We start from the raw sequence: 18,212 nt of genomic DNA on the forward strand, positions 1-18,212 counted from the left end.
GAAAGTCGGGTGCGTGGACGGCAGCGGGTCGCTACCGTGCCCGACGTGGATCTTGAGATCGTGACCCTCGCCGAGCGGCCGGACCTCGCCCCGCTGCTGGACGACTTCGACGACGCGTGGCCGGAGTTCATGAGCTGGGACCCGATGGCGGCGCTGTACTACGCGGTCGCCGACCGGCTGTACCCGGAGTACGTCCTGCTCGCCCTCGACCCGGCCGAGCCCGGGCGGGCCGTCGCCCGGGCGTACAGCGTGCCGCTGTCCTGGACGGCCGACGCGCTGCCGCCCGGCGGCTGGGACCGGATCGTGCAGCGGGCCTCGATCAACCGGCTGATCGGCACGAAGCCGAACCTGGTGTCGGCCCTGGAGATCTGCATCCGGCCGGAGGCGCGGGGCCGGGGCCTCTCGGCGCGGATGCTCGCCGCCATGCGGGACAACGCCGCCCGCCTCGGCTTCACCGAGCTGGTCGCGCCCGTCCGCCCCAGCGGCAAGCACACCGTCCCGGACGAACCGATGAGCGAGTACGCGTACCGCGTCCGCGACGACGGCCTGCCGGTCGACCCGTGGCTGCGGGTGCACGTCCGCGCCGGCGGCCGGATCGACTCCGTGGCGCCCCGTTCGATGACGATCCCGGGCACGTTGGCCGAGTGGCGCGCCTGGACCGGCCTGCCGTTCGACCGCACCGGCCCGGTGCACGTGCCGCACGCCCTGGCACCGGTGTGGTGCGACGTGGCGCAGGACAACGCGGTCTACGTGGAGCCGAACGTCTGGGTCCGCCACGCCCTCTGACCCCGTCGATCATGAGGTCAGCGGTTCAGGTAACCCCCGCCGCTCACCTCAAGATCGACACGGCGAGAGGGTCGCACGGACGATGGTCAGCAGCGCCGCCCGGGCTGTGCGGGGGAAGAAGTGGCCGCCGGGCAGGACGTGCAGGGTGAACCCCGCGGCCGTGTGGTCGCGCCACGGTGCCACCCGCTCGGGCGGCACCTCGTCGTCCTCGTCGCCGGCGAAGGCCACCACCGGGCAGGGCAGCGGCGGCTCGGGGCGGTGCTCGTAGGTCTCGCAGATCGAGAAGTCGGCCCGGATCGTCGGAAGCAGGAGTTCGAGCAGCTCCGGCTCGGCCACGATCTCCTCGTCGAGGCCGCCGAGCCGGCGCAGCCGCTCGACCACCAGCCGGTCCGGCTGGTCGTGGATGTCCGGCGCCGCACGCCGCAGCTGGGGGGCGAGGGCACCGGCGACGAAGAGGACGCGCGGCAGGCCGGCGCCGCGCCGGCGCAGCTCGCGGGCCAGCTCGAACGCGACCAGCCCGCCCATGCTGTGCCCGAACAGGGCGTACGGCACGTCCAGCTCGCCGGTCAGCGCCGACGCGAGCGCCTCGACCAGCGGCCCCACCCGGGTGTACGCGGGATCGCGCCACCGGGTCTGCCGGCCGGGCAGCTCGACGGGGCAGACGTCGACGGCGCCGCCGAGGGCCTCCTGCCAGCCGGCGTACGCCGAGGAGCCACCCCCGGCGTACGGCAGGCAGAACAGCCGGACGGTGGGCGTGCCGCCGCGGCGGGGCGCGCCCACGATCCAGTCGTGGGCGCGCCGGGCGCGGGGTGTGGCGGTGGGGTTCACGGGTGGTTCTCCAGTGCGGGCTCGGTGGACAGGAGGCTGTGCGCCTCCTCGTCGGACATCTCCTCCAGCTCGGCGAGGAGCTGGTCCTCGATGGCGAGCGCGGCGGCCGCCAGCGTGGGGCTGTCGAAGAGCACCCGGATCGGAACCTGCACGTCGAGCGCCTTGCGCAGGTGCACGACCGCCCGCATGGCCAGCAGCGAGTCCCCGCCGAGGGCGAAGAAGTTGTCGTGCACGCCCACCCGGTCGACTCCCAGGATGCTCGCCCAGACCGCGGCGACCGTCTCCTCCAGGGCGGTACGCGGCGCCACGTACGGCACCTCGTCCGCCTCGTCCGCCTCGGCCGGCACGACCAGCGCCTTCCGGTCGACCTTGCCGTTGGCGGTCAGCGGCAGCTCGTCGATCTCGTGGAACGCGCCGGGCACCATGTAGCCGGGCAGCTTCCCGGCGAGGAACTCCCGCACGTCGGTGGGCAGCCCGCCGGCCTCCTGGGGCACGACGAAGGCGACCAGGCGGCGGGCGCCGCGCGGCTCGCCCTGCACGACGACGACCGACGCCCGCACGGCCGGGTGCTGCGCGAGCGCGGCCTCGATCTCGCCCAGCTCGATGCGGTAGCCCTGGACCTTGACCTGGAAGTCCTCCCGGCCGAGGAACTCGATCTCCCCGCTCGGCAGGAAGCGGCCGAGGTCACCGGTGCGGTACAGCCGCTCCCCCGTCTCCGGGTGCACCACGAAGCTCGCCGCCGTCTTCGCCTCGTCGCGCAGGTAGCCGCGGGCGAGGCCGACGCCGCCGATGTAGAGCTGCCCGGGCACGCCGGTCGGCCGGGGCCGCAGCGCGTCGTCGAGGACGTGGAACGTCTGGTTCCGCATGGGCCGCCCGTACGGGATGCTCGTCCAGGCCTGCGGCACGTCGCCGATCGGGTGGAGGATCGACCAGATGGACGCCTCCGTGGCTCCACCGAGGCTGACCACCTCCGGCCCGCCGAGCACCTGACGGATCCGGCCGGGCAGGGTGACCGGGATCCAGTCCCCGCTCAGCATCACCAGCCGCAGCCGGTCGGTCGCCTCCCGGACGGTCAGGTGCTCGACGAACAGCTCCATCAGCGCCGGCACCGAGTTCCAGATCGTCACGTCCACCGTGGCCACCAGGTCGAGCCAGGCGGCCGGATCGCGGTGCGCCGCCGCTTCGGGCAGCACCACCGCGCCGCCGACCGCGAGGGGACCGAAGATGTCGTAGACGGACAGGTCGAAGCTGAGCGACGACAGGGCGAGGACGCGGTCGTCCTCGCCCACCCGGAACCGCTCGTTGACGTCGACGACGGTGTTGAGGGCGCCCCGGTGGTCGATCATCACGCCCTTGGGCAGGCCGGTCGACCCGGACGTGAAGATGACGTACGCCAGGTCGTCGGGGGTCGTGGCGATCAGCGGCGGCACGGCACCGGGGTCGGCCGGCAGCTCGTCCACCCGCAGCACGTCGGCCACGCCGACGAACCGCTCCGCCCCGGCGTCGGCGAGGTGCCCCTGGGTGAGCACGGCGCGGACCTGGCCGTGCGCCAGCAGCAGCCGCACCCGCTCGTCGGGCAGGTCCGGGTCGACCGGCAGGTACGCCGCCCCGGCGGCGAGAACCCCCAGCACGGCGGCGACCTGCTCCCAGCCCTTCTCCATCACCACGGCGACGAGGTCGTCGGGGCGTGCGCCCAGCCCGGCGAGGCGGGCGGCGATCACCCGGGCGCGGGTGGCCAGCTCGCCGTACGTGAGCGTGCGGGTCGGCGTGATCACGGCCGGGCGCTCGGGCGCCCGGGCGGCGGTGGCGAAGAACGGCTCGTGCAGCAGGCCCGCCGGGAGGTGCCCGCCGGTCCGGTTGTACTCCGCCCGGGCGGCCAGGTCGGCGCGGGGCACCAGCGACGGCACCGGTTCGGCCCAGTGCGACTCGTCGGCCGCGAGCCGGCGCAGCACGTCCATCGTGGCCGCGTGCAGGTCCGCCACCAGACCGTCGGGGAACAGGTCCTCGACCGCGTCGATGTCCAGCACCAGCGCGCCGTCCCGCTCGTACACCTGGGTGTCGATCCAGATCTGCGGCGTCTGGGAGATGCTGTACACGACCTCCCCGATCTGCGGGTGCCCGCCGACGCCCTGGAAGAGGCTGGTGAACACCACCGGCATCACCGCGGCGGCGTCGCCGCGTACCCGCTTCAGCTCCCGCGCCACCCGCACGCCGCTGAACAGCCCGTGGTCGAGGTCGGTGAGGAGCTGGTCGCGGACGGCCCGCGCCCGGTCCTCGAAGGACGCCGCGCCGGCCGCGTCGATCTCCAGCAGCGTCACCGACGTGAAGTCGCCGAGGATCGCGTCGACCTGCGGGTGCAGCGGCAGCCGGTGCGCCATCGGCAGGTTGAGGGTGAACCGCCGGGTCTTCGACCAGGTGGCGACCACCTCACCGTACGCGGCCAGCAGCAGCGCGGTCGGGGTGACGCCGCGCCGGGACGCCGCCGCCTTCACCCGGGTCCACGCGTCGGCGGGCAGTTCGCCGGTCAGCCGGGCGAAGCGCGGCGCGGAGATGCTGTGCGGAGCGCGCGCCAGCGGCAGCTCCGGCGCCGGCGCCATCGTCGGGACGCGCTGCTGCCAGTACGCCTCGGCACGCCGGTACCGGTCGGTCGACTCGACCGCCGTCGCCGCGAGCACGTAGTCGCGGAACGTCAGCTCCAGCTCGGGCAGCTCCGCGTCCGGCTCGTGGTAGAGCCGGGTCAGCTCGCGCATCACGATGTTCGACGCCCACGCGTCGGTGATCAGGCCGTCGATGCTGTAGTGCACCCGGCCCCGGCCACCGTCCAGGAGGGTCGCCCGCAGCTCGAACAGCGGCCACCGGTCCGGGGCGAAGACCTGGTGCGACATGGCGTCCCGGGTGCGCTCCAGGACGGCCGTGGCCTCGGCCTCCGGCCGGCCGCGGACGTCCTCGGTGACGATCACGTAGTCCGGCACCTCGTCGAGGATCTGCTGCTCGCCGTGGGGCAGCACGATCGCGCGGAGCATCCCGTGCCGCCGGATCAGCCGGCGCAGCGCGCGCTCCAGCCGGGGCACGTCGAGATCCGGGACGTCGAACTCCTCGTACCCGTGCATGCCGACGTTGCCCAGCTCGAACACGCCGGTGCGGCCGATCCAGTACGCCTGCTGCACGTCGGTCAGCGGGAAGGGCCGGCCGGCCGCCGCCGGGTCCGGGACGACGACCGGCAGCGCCTCCGGCGTGGCGTCGCCGGCGGCCGCCCGGGCGGCGCGCACGGCGGCGGCGAGACCGCGGACCGTCGGCTCGGCGACGAACGTCCGCAGCGGGATGTCCACCCCGCAGGTACCGCGCACCTGGGCGACGAGCTGCGCCGCGAGCAGGGAGTGCCCGCCCAGCTCGAAGAACCCGGCGGTGGGTGGGACGTCCGACTCGCCGAGCAGGTCGGCGAAGATGGCCGCCACCTCCCGTTCGGTCGCATCCGGGTACCGGGGGGCGTCGCCGGCCGGTTCCGCCGTGCCGTCCACCGGCTCGTCGAGGGCGGTGACCAGGACGTGGCCGGCGCCGGGCGCGGCGGCCACCACCCGGGGGACGGTCGCCTCGACCGCCGCCCCGGCACCGGCCGGCCACACGTAGGTCGTCCACGGCACGTCGGCCTCCCGCCGGATCGCCGCGACGTGCCCGGCCACCCGGTCCGCGAGCGGCGCCTCCGGCGTGCCGCCCAGGACGTGCACCTCGGCGGCGGCCACCAGCTCCGGCCCGGCGGCCCGCGCGTCGGCGAGGGCGCCGGCCAGCGCGGCGAGGGCCGCGGCGGCGGGCGCGCCGGCGTCGATCAGGACCAGGGCGGTCCCGGCCGTGCCGGTGGCGGAGGCGGTCCCGGCCGCGAGGTCACCGACGGTGGCACCGGCGGCGGCGAGGGCGCGGCGGAACGTGCCGGTGGTCTCCGGGTCCCCGGCGAGCAGGTACCGCGCGCCGGCGTGCCGGGCCGGCGCGGCGGCCGGCACGGGCTCGACGTCGGGCACGAACCGGTGCGGCCCGCGCAGGGCCACCACCGGCTCGGGACGGTCGGCGCGCACCTCGGCGGCGACGGCGGCGGCCAGCCGCCGGGCCGCGTCCGGGGACGCCGGCGGCGCCACGTCGAGCAGCGTCCGGCGGCCCGGAACACCGCCGGTCGCCCAGCCGGCGAGGACGCCGCGCGCCGGCACCAGGGTCTCCGCGCCGGTGACGTCCAGGACGCCGTCGGCGACGACCACGATCCGGGGGTACGTGTCGCCGCGCGCCGCGAGGGCGCTCTCCAGCGCGGCGAGCGTGGCCAGCGGGTCGTCCGGCCCGGCGGCGAGCAGCACACCCGCCACCCGCTCGTCCGCCGGCAGCGGGACGGCGAGCCCGCCGGCGGCCGGCTCGCCGTCGGCGGTGACCACCCGGGTGCCGGCCGCGCGCAGCAGCGCCACGACCTGGTCGAGGGCGCCGGACCCGACCGTGAGCCAGGTGCCGGTCGCCGCACCGCCCGGCACGACCGGGCCGGTCCGGCGGAAGCCGCGCACCGCCAGCCCGTCGACCCCACCGGTCCGCGCCACTACCGCGCCGCGGGGCGGGTCCACCCAGCAGCGCTCGCGCTCGAACGGGTACGTCGGGAGGACGGTGCGGCGCGGCGGCACCTCGCCGTGCAGAGCGTCCCAGTCGACGGGTGCGCCCTGCCGCCACAGCTCGCCCGCGGCGGTCAGCACCTCGGTCTCGGCGTCGGCGTCCCGGCCCGCCGAGGGCAGCGAGGCAACCGACCGGGGACCGCCGGCGAGCCGGGTCAGCACCCGGCCCGGGCCCACCTCCAGCAGCACCGCGTCGGGGCGGCGCGCCGTCGCGAGGCCGTCGGCGAAGCGGACGGTGGCGCGCAGCTGCCGGGCCCAGTACGCGGGGTCGGTCGCCTCCTGCGCGGTGATCCAGGTGCCGGTCACGTTGGACACGAACGGCACCTGCGGCGCGGCCCGGGGCACCCGGGCGACCTCCGTCTCGAACGCCGTGGCGGCGTCGTCCATCGACCGGGAGTGGAAGGCGTGCGAGGTGACCAGGAGCTTGGCGGCCGTTCCCCGAGCGGCGAGCCGGGCGGCGAACGCGTCGACGTCGGCGGGCGCACCGGAGACCGTGCACTGCCGGGGCCCGTTGACGGCGGCGAGGTCCAGCCCGTCGCCGAGCAGCGGCAGCAGCTCGACCTCGGGCAGCGGCACCGCGAGCATCGCCCCGGGCGGCGCGGCCTGCATGAGCCGGCCGCGTGCGGCGACGAGGCGCAGGGCGTCGGGCAGCGTGAACACCCCAGCGAGGCACGCGGCCACCAGCTCGCCGACGCTGTGCCCGAGCATCGCCGCCGGCCGGACGCCCCACCCCTGCCAGAGCCGGGCGAGGGCGTACTCGACGACGAACAGGGCCGGTTGCGCGTACCGGGTCTGGTCGATGCTCGCCTCGGCGGCGGGCCGCCCGTCGTCGGCCGGGTACAGCAGGCGGCGGAGGTCCTCGCCGAGCAGCGGGGCCAGCAGCTCCGCCGCCTGGTCCACCTCGGCGCGGAAGACCGGCTCGTTCGCGTACAGGGCGTGGGCCATGCCGCTGCGCTGCGCGCCCTGGCCGGGGAACGTGAACAGGACCTCGCGGTCGGTGGCGGTCTCCTCCGCGACCCGTGGGGCCGGCCGGTCCAGGGCCTCGGCGAGCTCGGCCGGGCCGCCGCCGACGACGGCCCGGCGGTACGGCAGGGTCCAGCGGCCCCGCTGCAACGTGTACGCCACGTCGGCCAGGTGCGCGTCCGGGTTCGCGCGCAGGTACGCGGCCAGCCGGGCGGCGGACGCGTCGAGCGCGGCGGGCGTGGCGGCCGACAGCGGCAGCACGTGCCGGCGACGGCCCTCGACCGGCGGTGCGGGCGCCGGGGCCTCCTCCAGCACGACGTGGGCGTTGGTCCCGCCGATGCCGAACGAGCTGACCCCGGCACGGCGGACCTCGTCGCGCCACGGGGTGCGGGCCGCGACGACCCGGAACGGGCTCCCGTCCAGCCCCAGCTCCGGGTTGGGGGTGCGGAAGTGCAGCGACGGCGGGATCTCCCGCTCCTTCAGCGCCAGCACCGCCTTGATGAGGCCGACCACGCCGGCGGCGGTGTCGAGGTGCCCGACGTTCGTCTTCACCGAGCCGAGGGCGATCCGGCCGGCCGGCACCCCGTGGAACGCGCTCCTCAGTGCGGTCACCTCGATCGGGTCGCCGATGGGGGTGCCGGTGCCGTGCGCCTCGACGTAGCCGATGGTGTCCGGGTCGACGTCGGCGACGCCGAGCGCCTCGGCGATGACGTCGGCCTGCCCGTCCACGCTCGGCGCGGTGAAGCCCACCTTGCGGGCGCCGTCGTTGTTCACCGCCGATCCCCGGATCACGGCGTGGATCACGTCCCGGTCGGCCACGGCGTCGGCGAGCCGCTTGAGGACGACGACCGCCCCGCCGCTGCCCGGTACCGCGCCGGTGGCGTCGGCGTCGAAGGCCCGGCAGTGCCCGTCGGCGGAGAGGATCCCGCCCGGCTCGTACCGGTGGCCGCGGCGCCGGGGGATGACGGTTGCGCCGCCGGCCAGCGCGACGTCGCACTCCCCCGCCAGCAGGGCCTGGGCGGCCATGTGCACCGCCACCAGCGAGGTCGAGCAGCCGGTCTGCACGCTGACGCTCGGGCCGCGAAGGTCCAGCTTGTACGACGCCCGCGTCGGCACGAAGTCCTTGTCGTTGCCGATCGAGGTCTGGAACTCGCCGACCCGCGCCACCAGGTCGGCGTGGGGCAGCAGGTTGTGCAGCAGGTACCCGCTCTCCCCCACGCCGGCCCAGACGCCGGTCACCGCGTCGGTCGTGTCCGCCGGGTGCCCGGCGTGCTCCAGCGCCTCCCAGGCGCACTCCAGCAGGAGCCGGTGCTGCGGGTCGAGCAGTTGCGCCTCGCGGGCCGAGAAGCCGAAGAAACGGGCGTCGAAGCCCGCCGGGTCGTCGAGGACGCCGAGCGCGCGGACGTAGTCGGGGTGGGTGAACTCCTCCGGCGGCACACCGTCGGCGAGCAGGTCGGCGTCGCTGAGGGTGGTGATGGACTCCACTCCGTCGCGCAGGTTGCGCCAGAAGCCGTCCAGGGTGTCGGCTCCGGGGACCCGAAGCGCCATCCCGACGATGGCGACGGCGGTGTCGGGCAGCGTACGGCCCTCGGTCATTTCTCTTCTCCCGAGTTGCGGGGGGCGGCGGACCGTCGTCGCGGCGTCCGTCCCCTCTGGATGGTCCTGCGGGTCTCGGCCCGGCGATTCCCGGTGGTCGGTGGCGGCGGGCTCCCGCCGGCCGCCAGGTGCCGGGCGAGGGCACGCACGGTGGGGTGGCGGAACAGGTCCACGACCGGCACCGTGCGCCCGAGCCGCTCGGCCAGGCGCGCCTGCACCCGCACCATGAGCAGCGAGTGGCCGCCGATGTCGAAGAAGTTGTCGTCGGCGCCGACGTGCTGGACCGCCAGCACCTCCCGCCAGATCGCCGCCACCGCCTCCTCCAGTTCGCCGGTGGGGGTGGCACGTCCGGCCGGGGCCGGGAGCCGTGGCGGCGGTAGGGCGGCGCGGTCGACCTTGCCGCTCTCGCCGCGCGGCAGCCGCTCCAGCGGCAGGATCGCCGCCGGCACCATGTAGCCGGGGAGGCGGTCGGCCAGGTGCGCGCGGAGGCCCGTCACGTCCACGGCGGGCGGCGTCACGTAGCCGATCAGGGCCGCGTGGCCGGGGGTGTCCTCGCGCAGCAGCGCCGCCGCCTCGGCGACCGGGGGGTACGCGGCGAGCGCCGCCTCCACCTCGCCCAGCTCGATCCGGAAGCCGCGCAGCTTGACCTGGTCGTCGTCACGGCCGAGGAACTCGAGCACGCCGCCGACGCCGAGGCGTACCCGGTCCCGGGTGCCGTACATCCGGGTGCCGGGCGGCCCCCACGGGTCGGGCACGAAGCTGGTGGCGGTGCGGGCCGGGTCGCCGAGGTAGCCCAGGGCGACGCCGGCGCCGCCGAGCCAGAGGTCACCGGGCACACCGCGCGGCACCGGGCGCAGCCCGTCGTCGAGCACGTACGCCCGCACGCCGGGCAGCGGCCGTCCGACGGGGACGGTGCCGGTGGCCGGATCATGGTCGGCCGGCTCGTGCACGGTGGCGGTGATGGTGGTCTCCGTCGGGCCGTACGCGTTGAGCCACCGCACGTTCGGCGCGGCGGACCGCCAGCGGGCCAGCCGGCCCGCGTCGACCCGCTCGCTGCCGACGACGACCAGCCGCAGCGTCGGGCAGGACGACGGGGGGTGCCGGTCCAGCGCGGCGACCCATTCGTGCCAGTACGACGCCGGCAGGTTGAGCACGGTGAGCTGGTCCCGGCGCGCCAGGGCGGTCAGCTCGTCGAGGCCGGGGACCGGGCCGGCCGGCGGCAGGACGACGGCGCCACCCCGGATCAGGGTGGCGAACAGCTCCTCCGCCGCCACGTCGAAGGTGAGCGCGGCGAACTGGAGCACCCGGTCGGCGGGACCGAGCGCGTAGTGCGCGGCGACCGCCGCCAGGGTGTGCACGAGGTTGCCGTGGCTCACCCACACGCCCTTGGGCCGCCCGGTGGTGCCGGAGGTGTAGAGCACGTACGCGGGCGCCGACGGGTGGCCCGGGCCGGCGGCCTCCCCGGCGGGCGGGGCGGCCGCGGCGACGTCCTCCACGGCGACGAACGGCACCGCCACCGACGGCGGGCCGGCGGTCCGTGATCCGAGCACCGCCACGGCGGACGAGTCGGCGAGGACGTACGCGAGCCGTTCCGGCGGCGTGGCCGGGTCCAGCGGAACGTACGCGGCGCCGCAGCGCAGGACGCCGAGCAGCGCGGCCGGCCAGTCCGGCGTCCGGTCCAGCAGGACGGCGACGGTGTCGCCGGGGCGCACGCCCCGGGCGGCCAGGCCGGCGCCGACGGCGGCGGCGCGGGCGGCCAGCTCTGCGTGGGTGACGGTGCGGTCGTCCTGGACGAGTGCCGGCCGGTCCGGCCAGCGGGCCGCGGCGGCGGCCACCAGGCCGTGCAGTGTCACGGCGTCCGGGACAGCGGGCGGCGCGGCCGGGGCGATCTCCTCGGGCCCGGCCAGCAGGTCCAGGGTGGCCACCGGGGTGTCCGGCGCGGCGGCGGCGGACTCCAGCAGGGTCCGGTAGCTCTCCGCCATCCGCTCGACCGTGTCCCGGTCGAACAGCTCCACGTCGTACTCGACAGTGCCGCGCAGGTCGCCCGAGTCGAGCGGGGTCTCGTCCCAGGCCACGGTCAGGTCGAACTTCGCGACCCGGCCGGGCTGCTCGGCCACCGTGACCGTCAGCCCGGGCAGCGCGGTCGTCCGCTCCGGCACGGTCTGCGCCGAGAGCATCACCTGGAACAGCGGGGAGCGGCTGGGGTCGCGGGGCGGGCGCAGCGCCTCGACGACCTGCTCGAAGGGCACGTCCTGGTGCTCGTACGCGCCGAGCACCGCCTCGCGCGCGGCGGACACCAGGTCGGCGAACGTGTCGGTGTCCCGCCAGCGGGTCCGCAGGACGACCGTGTTGACGAAGAAGCCGACCAGGTCGTCGAACTCCGGCCGGGTGCGGCCCGAGACCGGGCTGCCGACGCTGACGTCGCGCACGCCCGCGTACCGGCCCAGCAGCAGGTGGAACGCCGCGAGCAGCACCATGAACCGGGTGGCGCCGTGCCGCCGGCCCAGCTCGTCGAGCCGGCGGACCAGCGCGGCGGGCAGCCGTACGCCGAATGTCTCGCCGGTGTGCGAGGGCGCGGCCGGGCGGGGGCGGTCCGTGGGCAGGTCCAGGGTGGCGGGGGCGCCGCCGAGCCGGTCCCGCCAGTACCCGAGCTGCGCCGTGCGGGTCTCGCCGGCGAGCAGCCGGCGCTGCCACCCGGTGTGGTCGGCGTACTGCACGGTCAACGGCGCCGGGGCGGGCGCCCTGGTGGTGAGGGCGGCGTAGAACGCCCCGAGGTCGCGGATCAGCACGCCGACCGACCACCCGTCGCAGATCGCGTGGTGCATGGTGACCAGCAGCAGGGAGCGTTCGTCGGACAGCCGGACCAGGCGCCACCGCGCGAGCGGCCCGGCCGCGAGGTCGAAGGGCTCGTCGGAGTCGCGGCGCAGCAGCGGGCCGGCCCGCTCGTCCGCGTCGGGCAGCCCGCGCAGGTCGTCGACGGTGAGGGTGACGGCCTGCTCCTCGTCGACCACCTGCCGCGGCTCACCGTCGACGGCGACCAGCCGGGTCCGCAGGGCCGCGTGCCGCGCCACCAGGGCGCGGAGGCTCCCGTCGAGGGCGGCGACGTCGACCGGCCCGTCGATGGTGAGCAGCAGCGGCACCGAGTACACGGCCTGGCCGGGGTTGAGCCGGTCGAGGAACCACAGGCGTTGCTGCGCGTACGACAGCGGGTGCGGGCCGTCCCCGGCGGGCGGGACCGGTGGCCGGGCGGTGCCGTGCCGGGCCACGGCGACCCGGGCGGCCAGCGCGGCGAGCGTCGGAGCCTCGAAGGCGGCGCGGACCCCGAGGTCCACGCCCGCGCGGGCGGCGACCCGGGCCACCATCTGCGCGGCGAGCAGCGAGTGGCCGCCGAGGGCGAAGAAGTCGTCGGCGGCGGAGACGACCGGTACGCCGAGCAGGTCCCGCCAGACGTCGGCGACCAGCTCCTCCACCGGCCCGCGGGGCGGCACGTGCGTGGCCGCCCGCACGCCGTGGTGCGCGGCCGGTTCGGGCAGCGCCCGCCGGTCCACCTTGCCGTTCGGGGTGACCGGCAGCGCCGGGAGCGGCACGTACCAGGCCGGCACCATCGCCTCGGGCAGCCGCGCGGCCAGGTGGGCGCGCAGGTCGCCGGCCGGGACCGGGTCGGCGTCGGACACGACGTACGCGACCAGCCGGCGCGCCTCCCCGTCCCCGCGTACGTCCACGGCGGCGGCCCGGACACCCGGACAGGTGGTGAGGACGCTGGCGATCTCCTCCGGCTCGATCCGGACGCCCCGGATCTTCAGCTGGTGGTCGGCGCGACCCAGGTACTCCAGGTGGCCGTCCTCCCGCCAGCGCACCACGTCTCCGGTGCGGTAGAGGCGCTCCCCGGCGCCGAACGGGCTGGGCACGAACCGCTCGGCGGTCAGGTCGGGCCGCCCCAGGTAGCCGCGCGCCAGCCCGGCGCCGCCGAGGTGCAGCTCGCCGGGGACGCCGACGCCGGTCTCCCGACCGTGGTCGTCGAGCACGTGCAGCCGGGTGCCGCCGATCGGCCGGCCGATCGGGGTGCGGGCCGCGTCGCCGGGCAGGTCCGCCACGTCCCAGGTGGCGGCGATCGTCGTGCCCTCGGTCGGGCCGTACGCGTTGACCAGCCGCAACCCGGGCAGGGCCGCGCGCAGGACCGCGACCCGGCGGGCGTCGGCGGCCTCCCCGCCGAAGAAGAGGGTCCGCAGCGGCGCGAACATCGCCGGGTCCTCGTCGACGCACCGGTGGAACAGGGCGGTGGTGAGCAGCATCGTGGTGACGCCGTGGGTGGCCAGGCGCTCACGCAGCCGGGCGGGGGTCAGCGCGTCGTCCTTGGCGACACCGACCAGCCGGGCGCCGTTGAGCAGGGCCCCCCAGATCTCCCAGGTGGCCGCGTCGAAGGAGGTGTTCGCCACCTGGGCCATCACGTCGGCCGGGCCGACGCGGAGGTACCGGGCGTCGCGGACCAGCCGGACGATCCCGCCGTGGGTGATCTCGACGCCCTTCGGCCGCCCGGTCGAGCCGGAGGTGTAGAGGACGCAGGCCCGCTGCGCGGGATGGATCGGCGGCCCGGCGCTCGCGCGGCCCGCCGCCGCGCTGACCGGCCGGTCGAGACGCAGCACCGGCAGCCCACCGGCGAAGGTCACGTCGCGGTCGGCGAGCAGCAGCCGGGCGCCGCTGTCGCGCAGCATGTACTCCCGTCGGGCGTCCGGGTGGGCCGGGTCCAGCGGCAGGTACGCCGCACCGGCGGCGAGGACGGCGAGCATGGCGACGACGAGCTGCGCGGATCGCTCCAGCGCCAGGCCGACGACGCTCTCCGGGGTGACACCGTGGGCGGCCAGCACCGCCGCCAGGCCGCCGGCGCGCTCGCGCAGGTCGGCGTACGTGAGGGTCGTTGCGCCGTACTCCACTGCCACCGCGTCCGGCGTCGCGTCGGCCCGGGCCAGGAACGCCGCCAGCACGCTCGACGCCGCGGCCGCGCCGTCCCCGGTGCCCCACGCGGCGAGCAGCGCCGCCTCCTCGGCGGTGGTGTGCGCGAGCGCGGAGACCGGGGCGTCCGGTGTGGCCAGGGCGTTGCCGAGCAGCGTCCGGTAGTGGTCGGCGAGCCGCCGCACGGACGCCCGGTCGAACAGGTCCGGGTCGTACCCGACCGCGCCCCGGAACCCGTCCGGCGTGGGCTCGTCCCACAGCACGGTCAGGTCGGGTGGCACGTCGCCGGATTCCGGGGCGGCACCGGCGGCGAGCACCACCGGGCAGAGCGCGGCGCGGCTCGGGTCGCGGGGCCGGCCCAGCGCCTCCGCCAGCCGGTCCGGCGGGAGGTCGGTGTGCCGGGCCGCCCCGCGCACCGCCTCCCCCACCCGCGCCAGCAGCCCACCGACGGTCGGGTCGTCCGTCCAGGCGGTGCGCACCGCGACGAGTGTGCCGGCGGCTGGTGTGCCGACGGTGACGTCCCGGGTGCCGGCGTGCCGGCCCAGCACCAGCTGCCCGACCGCGAGGAGGGTCACCAAGGGCGGGAGGCCGTGCGCTCCGCTCACCTCGATCAGCCGGCGTGCGGTGTCCGGGTCGACCGTGAGGCCGACCCGGTCGGTGCGGTGCCGCCGGACGGCCGGGCGGACCCGGTCGGTGACCAGGTCCAGGGTGGCCATCCCGGTCAGCCGCTCCCGCCAGTACGCGAGCGTGTCCGCGGTCACGGCACCGGCTCCCCGACGTCGGCCCGTCCGGTCCGCGGGCCCACCGGCTCCGCCACCGTGCCGAGCAGCGCCTCCGCCGGGTCCTGCCCGGTCATCCGGACCAGCCGGCCGGCGTCCAGCGTCACCACGAGGTCGGCGCCGGCGAGGGTCTCCCGGCGGTGGGCGATGGTGAGCACGGTGGCCCCGGCGAGGTCCACCGAGAGCAGCCGCTGGATCCGGGCGTCCGTCTCGGCGTCCAGGTTGGCCGTCGCCTCGTCGATGAGCAGGATCTTCGCCTCGCGCAGCAGCGCCCGGGCCAGGCAGAGCAGTTGCCGTTCGCCGGCGCTGAGCTGACCGCCGCCGGCCGACACGGTCCGGTCCAGGCCGCCGTCGGGGCCGAGCAGCCGGTCGGCCAGACCGACCTTGGTGAGCACCGCGCTGACCGCCGCGTCCGGGTACGCCCCGGTGGGGTCCAGGTTGTCCCGAAGCGTGCCGGGCAGCAGGACCGGGTCCTGCGGAACCACTTCGACCGCGGCCCGCAGGTCGGTGAGCCGCAGCGTGGCGGTGTCCACCCCGTCGACGAGGACGCGTCCGCGCTCCGGGTCGACGAACCGCAGCAGCGCGGTGAACAGGCTCGACTTCCCGCTTCCGGTCCGGCCGACGATGCCGACCTTGCTCCCCGCCGGCACGTGGAACGACACGCCGTCCAGGGCGGGTGGGGCGTCGTTTGAGTAGCGCAGGGTCACGTCCTCGAAGCGGACGTCGCCCGCCGTCGGCCAGCCGGCCGGCGCCGGCCGCCCGTCGGTGCGCTCGACCGGAAGTCTCGTGTAGTCGTCGACCCGCTCGAAACTGGCCAGGGCGAGGTCCATCATCTGCACGGTCATCAGGCTCATGGCCAGCGCCTCCATCAGCGCGTACACGAAGCTGATCCCGACGCCGGCCAGCCCGGCGCCGATGCCGCCCTGCACGACGATCAGCACGCCGTACGCGAGCAGCACGGTCGCGCCGAGCAGGTCGAGCCGCAGGTTGAAGTGCCGGGACAGCGAGTTGACCGTGTAGTCCGCGTGGTGGGCGGTGCGCACCCGGCCGCGGAAGGCGGCCTGGTAGCCGCGGACCCGCACGTCCCGCCCCTCGATCGAGCTGACCCCCTCGACCGCCTCGGTGAGCAGGGCGAGCAGCGGTTCGTTCGCCTGCTTCGACAGCCGGGAGGCCGCCACCGTGCTGGCCCGGGTGAGCCGCTGCCAGCGCAGGAACAGCACCAGCAGCAGCGGGGCGGCGAGCAGGATCAGCGGGCTGGTGAGGGCGAGCGCGGCCAGCGGGACGACCAGGCCGACGGCCACCCGGAGGGTGTCCATCGTGGTCTCCGGCAGCTCCAGGTCGATGGTCTCCATGTCGCTGGAGAACCGCGCCAGGACACGGCCCGAGGGGTTGCGGTCGAAGAACGACAGCGGGGCCCGGAAGACCCGGTGCAGCATCGAGTTGTGCAGGGACTGGCCGGCCGTCACGCCCCGGGCGAAGGCGAAGCTGAACAGCCCGCGGTCGAGCACCAGTGCCAGCAGGCCGATGGCGGCGAACACGCCCGCGTAGAACAGCGTGTCCTGCCCCGCGCTCTCGGTCCAGTGGCCGAGCCAGAACGACGACCCGCCGAGCACGGCCTGCCCACCGACCGCCAGCCCGAGCAGCACCACGACCAGCGCGCCCGGCGTGAGCACCCGCAGGTACCGGCGGTACGTACCGGTGTCGACCCGCCCGGTCCGCACCGCCTCGGCCGGTTCCTCGGCGACCTCCTCGACCACCTCGTCGAGCGGGGCGGTGTCCGTCCCGGTCCGCGGCGCGGCCTCGGCGGCGGCGGCCGGCAGGAGCTCCGGCATTCCGGCGGCCACCTCGTCGAACCGGCCGGCCGCGACCACCCGGCCGCCGTCGAGGACGACCACCCGGTCGGCCCGTCGCGCCACGTCGGGGCGGTGGGTCGCCACGATCCGGGTACGGCCGGCGAGCACGTCGGACAGCAGGGACTCCAGGATGGTGCCGGCGACCGCGTCGTCGACCGCGCTGGTCGGGTCGTCGAACAGGTAGACGTCGGCGTCCTCGTACGCGGCCCGGGCCAGCGCGACCCGCTGCCGCTGCCCGCCGGAGAGGTTCGCGCCGCGCTCACCGATCACCGTCGCGTCCCGGGCGGGCATGGCGGCCAGGTCCGCGCCCAGGGCGGTGGCGCGGACCACCGCCGCGTACCGGTCGGGATCCTCGGGTGCGAAACAGCGGATGTTCTCGGCGATGCTGCCGTGCATGATCCAGGGCTGCTGCGGCAGGTGGACCACGCTGCCCCCGACCGTCGCGGTGCCGGCGACCGTACGCATCGTTCCGGCGAGCGCGGCGAGCAGCGCGGACTTGCCGCTGCCGACCCGCCCCAGGACGCAGACCAGTTCACCGGGCGCGACGCGCAGGTCGACGCCGGACAGGACCGGCGCCGTCGCCGGCTCCGCGCCCGGCCAGGCGAACGACGCGCCGTCGAGGTCCACGGTGCCGGCCGCGGCGGTGTCCACGCCCGACGGCGCCGTCACGTCCGGCGCCTCCAGGAACGCGGTCACCTTGCCGAACGCCACCCGCCACTCGTTGCGCATGTCGAGGTAGCGCACGAGTTCCGGGAGCTGCGCCCGGAGCACGGTCAGCACCGCGATCGCGGCGAACACGTCCGCCGCCCGCAGCTCGTTGCCGAGGGCCGCGTACGTGACCAGCGTGGCCATCACCATGAGCACCGGCGCGGCGGCGTTGACCAGGTACAGGGTGGCGAGGCGCTGCTGCCGCCGTACCAGCAGCTCGTTGAGCACGGCCCGCTCGCGGCCCACCGCCCGCTCGGCCACGTCCTCCCAGCCGTGCGAGCGCAGCGTCCGCATGGCCGTGAGGTACTCGCTGACCAGTCCGATCCGGACGCCGTTCGCGTCCCGGATCGGTGGCACGAGCGCGAAGACCCGCTCGTTGGCCACGTGCGACAGCCAGAGGCCGGCGATCAGGATCGCCACGCCGACGAGCGCGGCCCAGCCCAGCAGCACCCACAGGATCACGCAGGAGCCCGCGATGCCGAGCGGCACCGCCCACACCATGTGGGTGAACGCGACCCGGCCGACGCGCCGGGCGTCCGACGAGGCGAGGGTGATCACCTCGCCGGTGGGGTGGGCCAGCCGGGCGCCCCGGTCCATCCGCAGGTACTTGTGCAGGATCTCCGTCCGCAGCAGCGCGGTGATGGAGTGGGCGGTCTTCCACACCTCGGACCACTGGTGCTTGTGCGTCAGCGAGTCGAGGACGTAGAACCCGGCCAGGCCGGCGGCGATGAGCAGGCCCTCCACCACCGGTCCCCGGCCGTCACCCTCGAACCAGGCGATCAGCTCCCGTACCAGCAGCGGCCCGAGCGTCGCGCAGGCCTGGTAGGCCAGGAAGATCAGCGCCGCCCACCAGAACCGCCGCCGGTACGTCTGGTACAGGGCGCGCCGCAGCCCGTCCGGCCGGCCGCGGCGGGCCGCCCAGGCGCGGGCGAAGACCGGCGCGACCCGCTCCAGGTGGTCGTAGCGCGGGGGCGTCAGGCTGTCGGAGAGTTCCAGGGGCCGCCGCAGTGCGGTCCGCACCAGGACCGACGGCCAGTGGATGAAGACCCGGGAGACGATCCCCGCGTGCCCCTCGGCGCTCGGGCGTACCGGCGTGTCGATTGCCACGGCTA

Annotated in this window: 5 protein-coding genes; 1 reads left to right on the top strand and 4 read right to left on the bottom strand. The window is 76.2% G+C overall.

What is annotated here, in order from left to right; translation table 11 throughout:
- Positions 1–45 precede the first annotated feature (45 nt).
- On the top strand, positions 46–786 hold the full coding sequence (locus GKC29_RS24170) for a GNAT family N-acetyltransferase (RefSeq protein ID WP_155333009.1): 741 nt from the start codon (positions 46–48) through the stop codon (positions 784–786).
- A 48-nt stretch (positions 787–834) separates the two neighbouring features.
- On the opposite strand, the gene GKC29_RS24175 is transcribed toward GKC29_RS24170, so the two are convergent.
- From GKC29_RS24175 to GKC29_RS24190, 4 genes are read right to left on the bottom strand one after another with little or no spacing between them, the layout of a single operon-like run.
- Positions 835–1,614 carry a thioesterase II family protein gene (locus GKC29_RS24175; RefSeq protein WP_230688790.1) on the bottom strand — a complete coding sequence of 260 codons (780 nt, stop codon included), beginning with the start codon at positions 1,612–1,614 and terminating at the stop codon, positions 835–837.
- Positions 1,611–8,810 (bottom strand): non-ribosomal peptide synthetase/type I polyketide synthase, encoded by a 7,200-nt coding sequence (locus GKC29_RS24180; protein WP_155333010.1) that lies wholly within the window; start codon positions 8,808–8,810, stop codon positions 1,611–1,613. Before GKC29_RS24180 ends, GKC29_RS24175 begins: the two co-directional genes overlap by 4 nt.
- Positions 8,807–14,521 (bottom strand): non-ribosomal peptide synthetase, encoded by a 5,715-nt coding sequence (locus GKC29_RS24185; protein WP_155333011.1) that lies wholly within the window; start codon positions 14,519–14,521, stop codon positions 8,807–8,809. The genes GKC29_RS24180 and GKC29_RS24185 overlap by 4 nt, the downstream gene beginning before the upstream one ends.
- Positions 14,518–18,207, bottom strand: coding sequence for an ATP-binding cassette domain-containing protein (locus GKC29_RS24190; RefSeq protein WP_196255703.1), 3,690 nt, complete (start codon positions 18,205–18,207; stop codon positions 14,518–14,520). Before GKC29_RS24190 ends, GKC29_RS24185 begins: the two co-directional genes overlap by 4 nt.
- Positions 18,208–18,212 lie beyond the last annotated feature (5 nt).

Origin of the sequence: Micromonospora sp. WMMC415, from assembly GCF_009707425.1 — a bacterium.
Taxonomy (GTDB): Bacteria; Actinomycetota; Actinomycetes; order Mycobacteriales; family Micromonosporaceae; genus Micromonospora.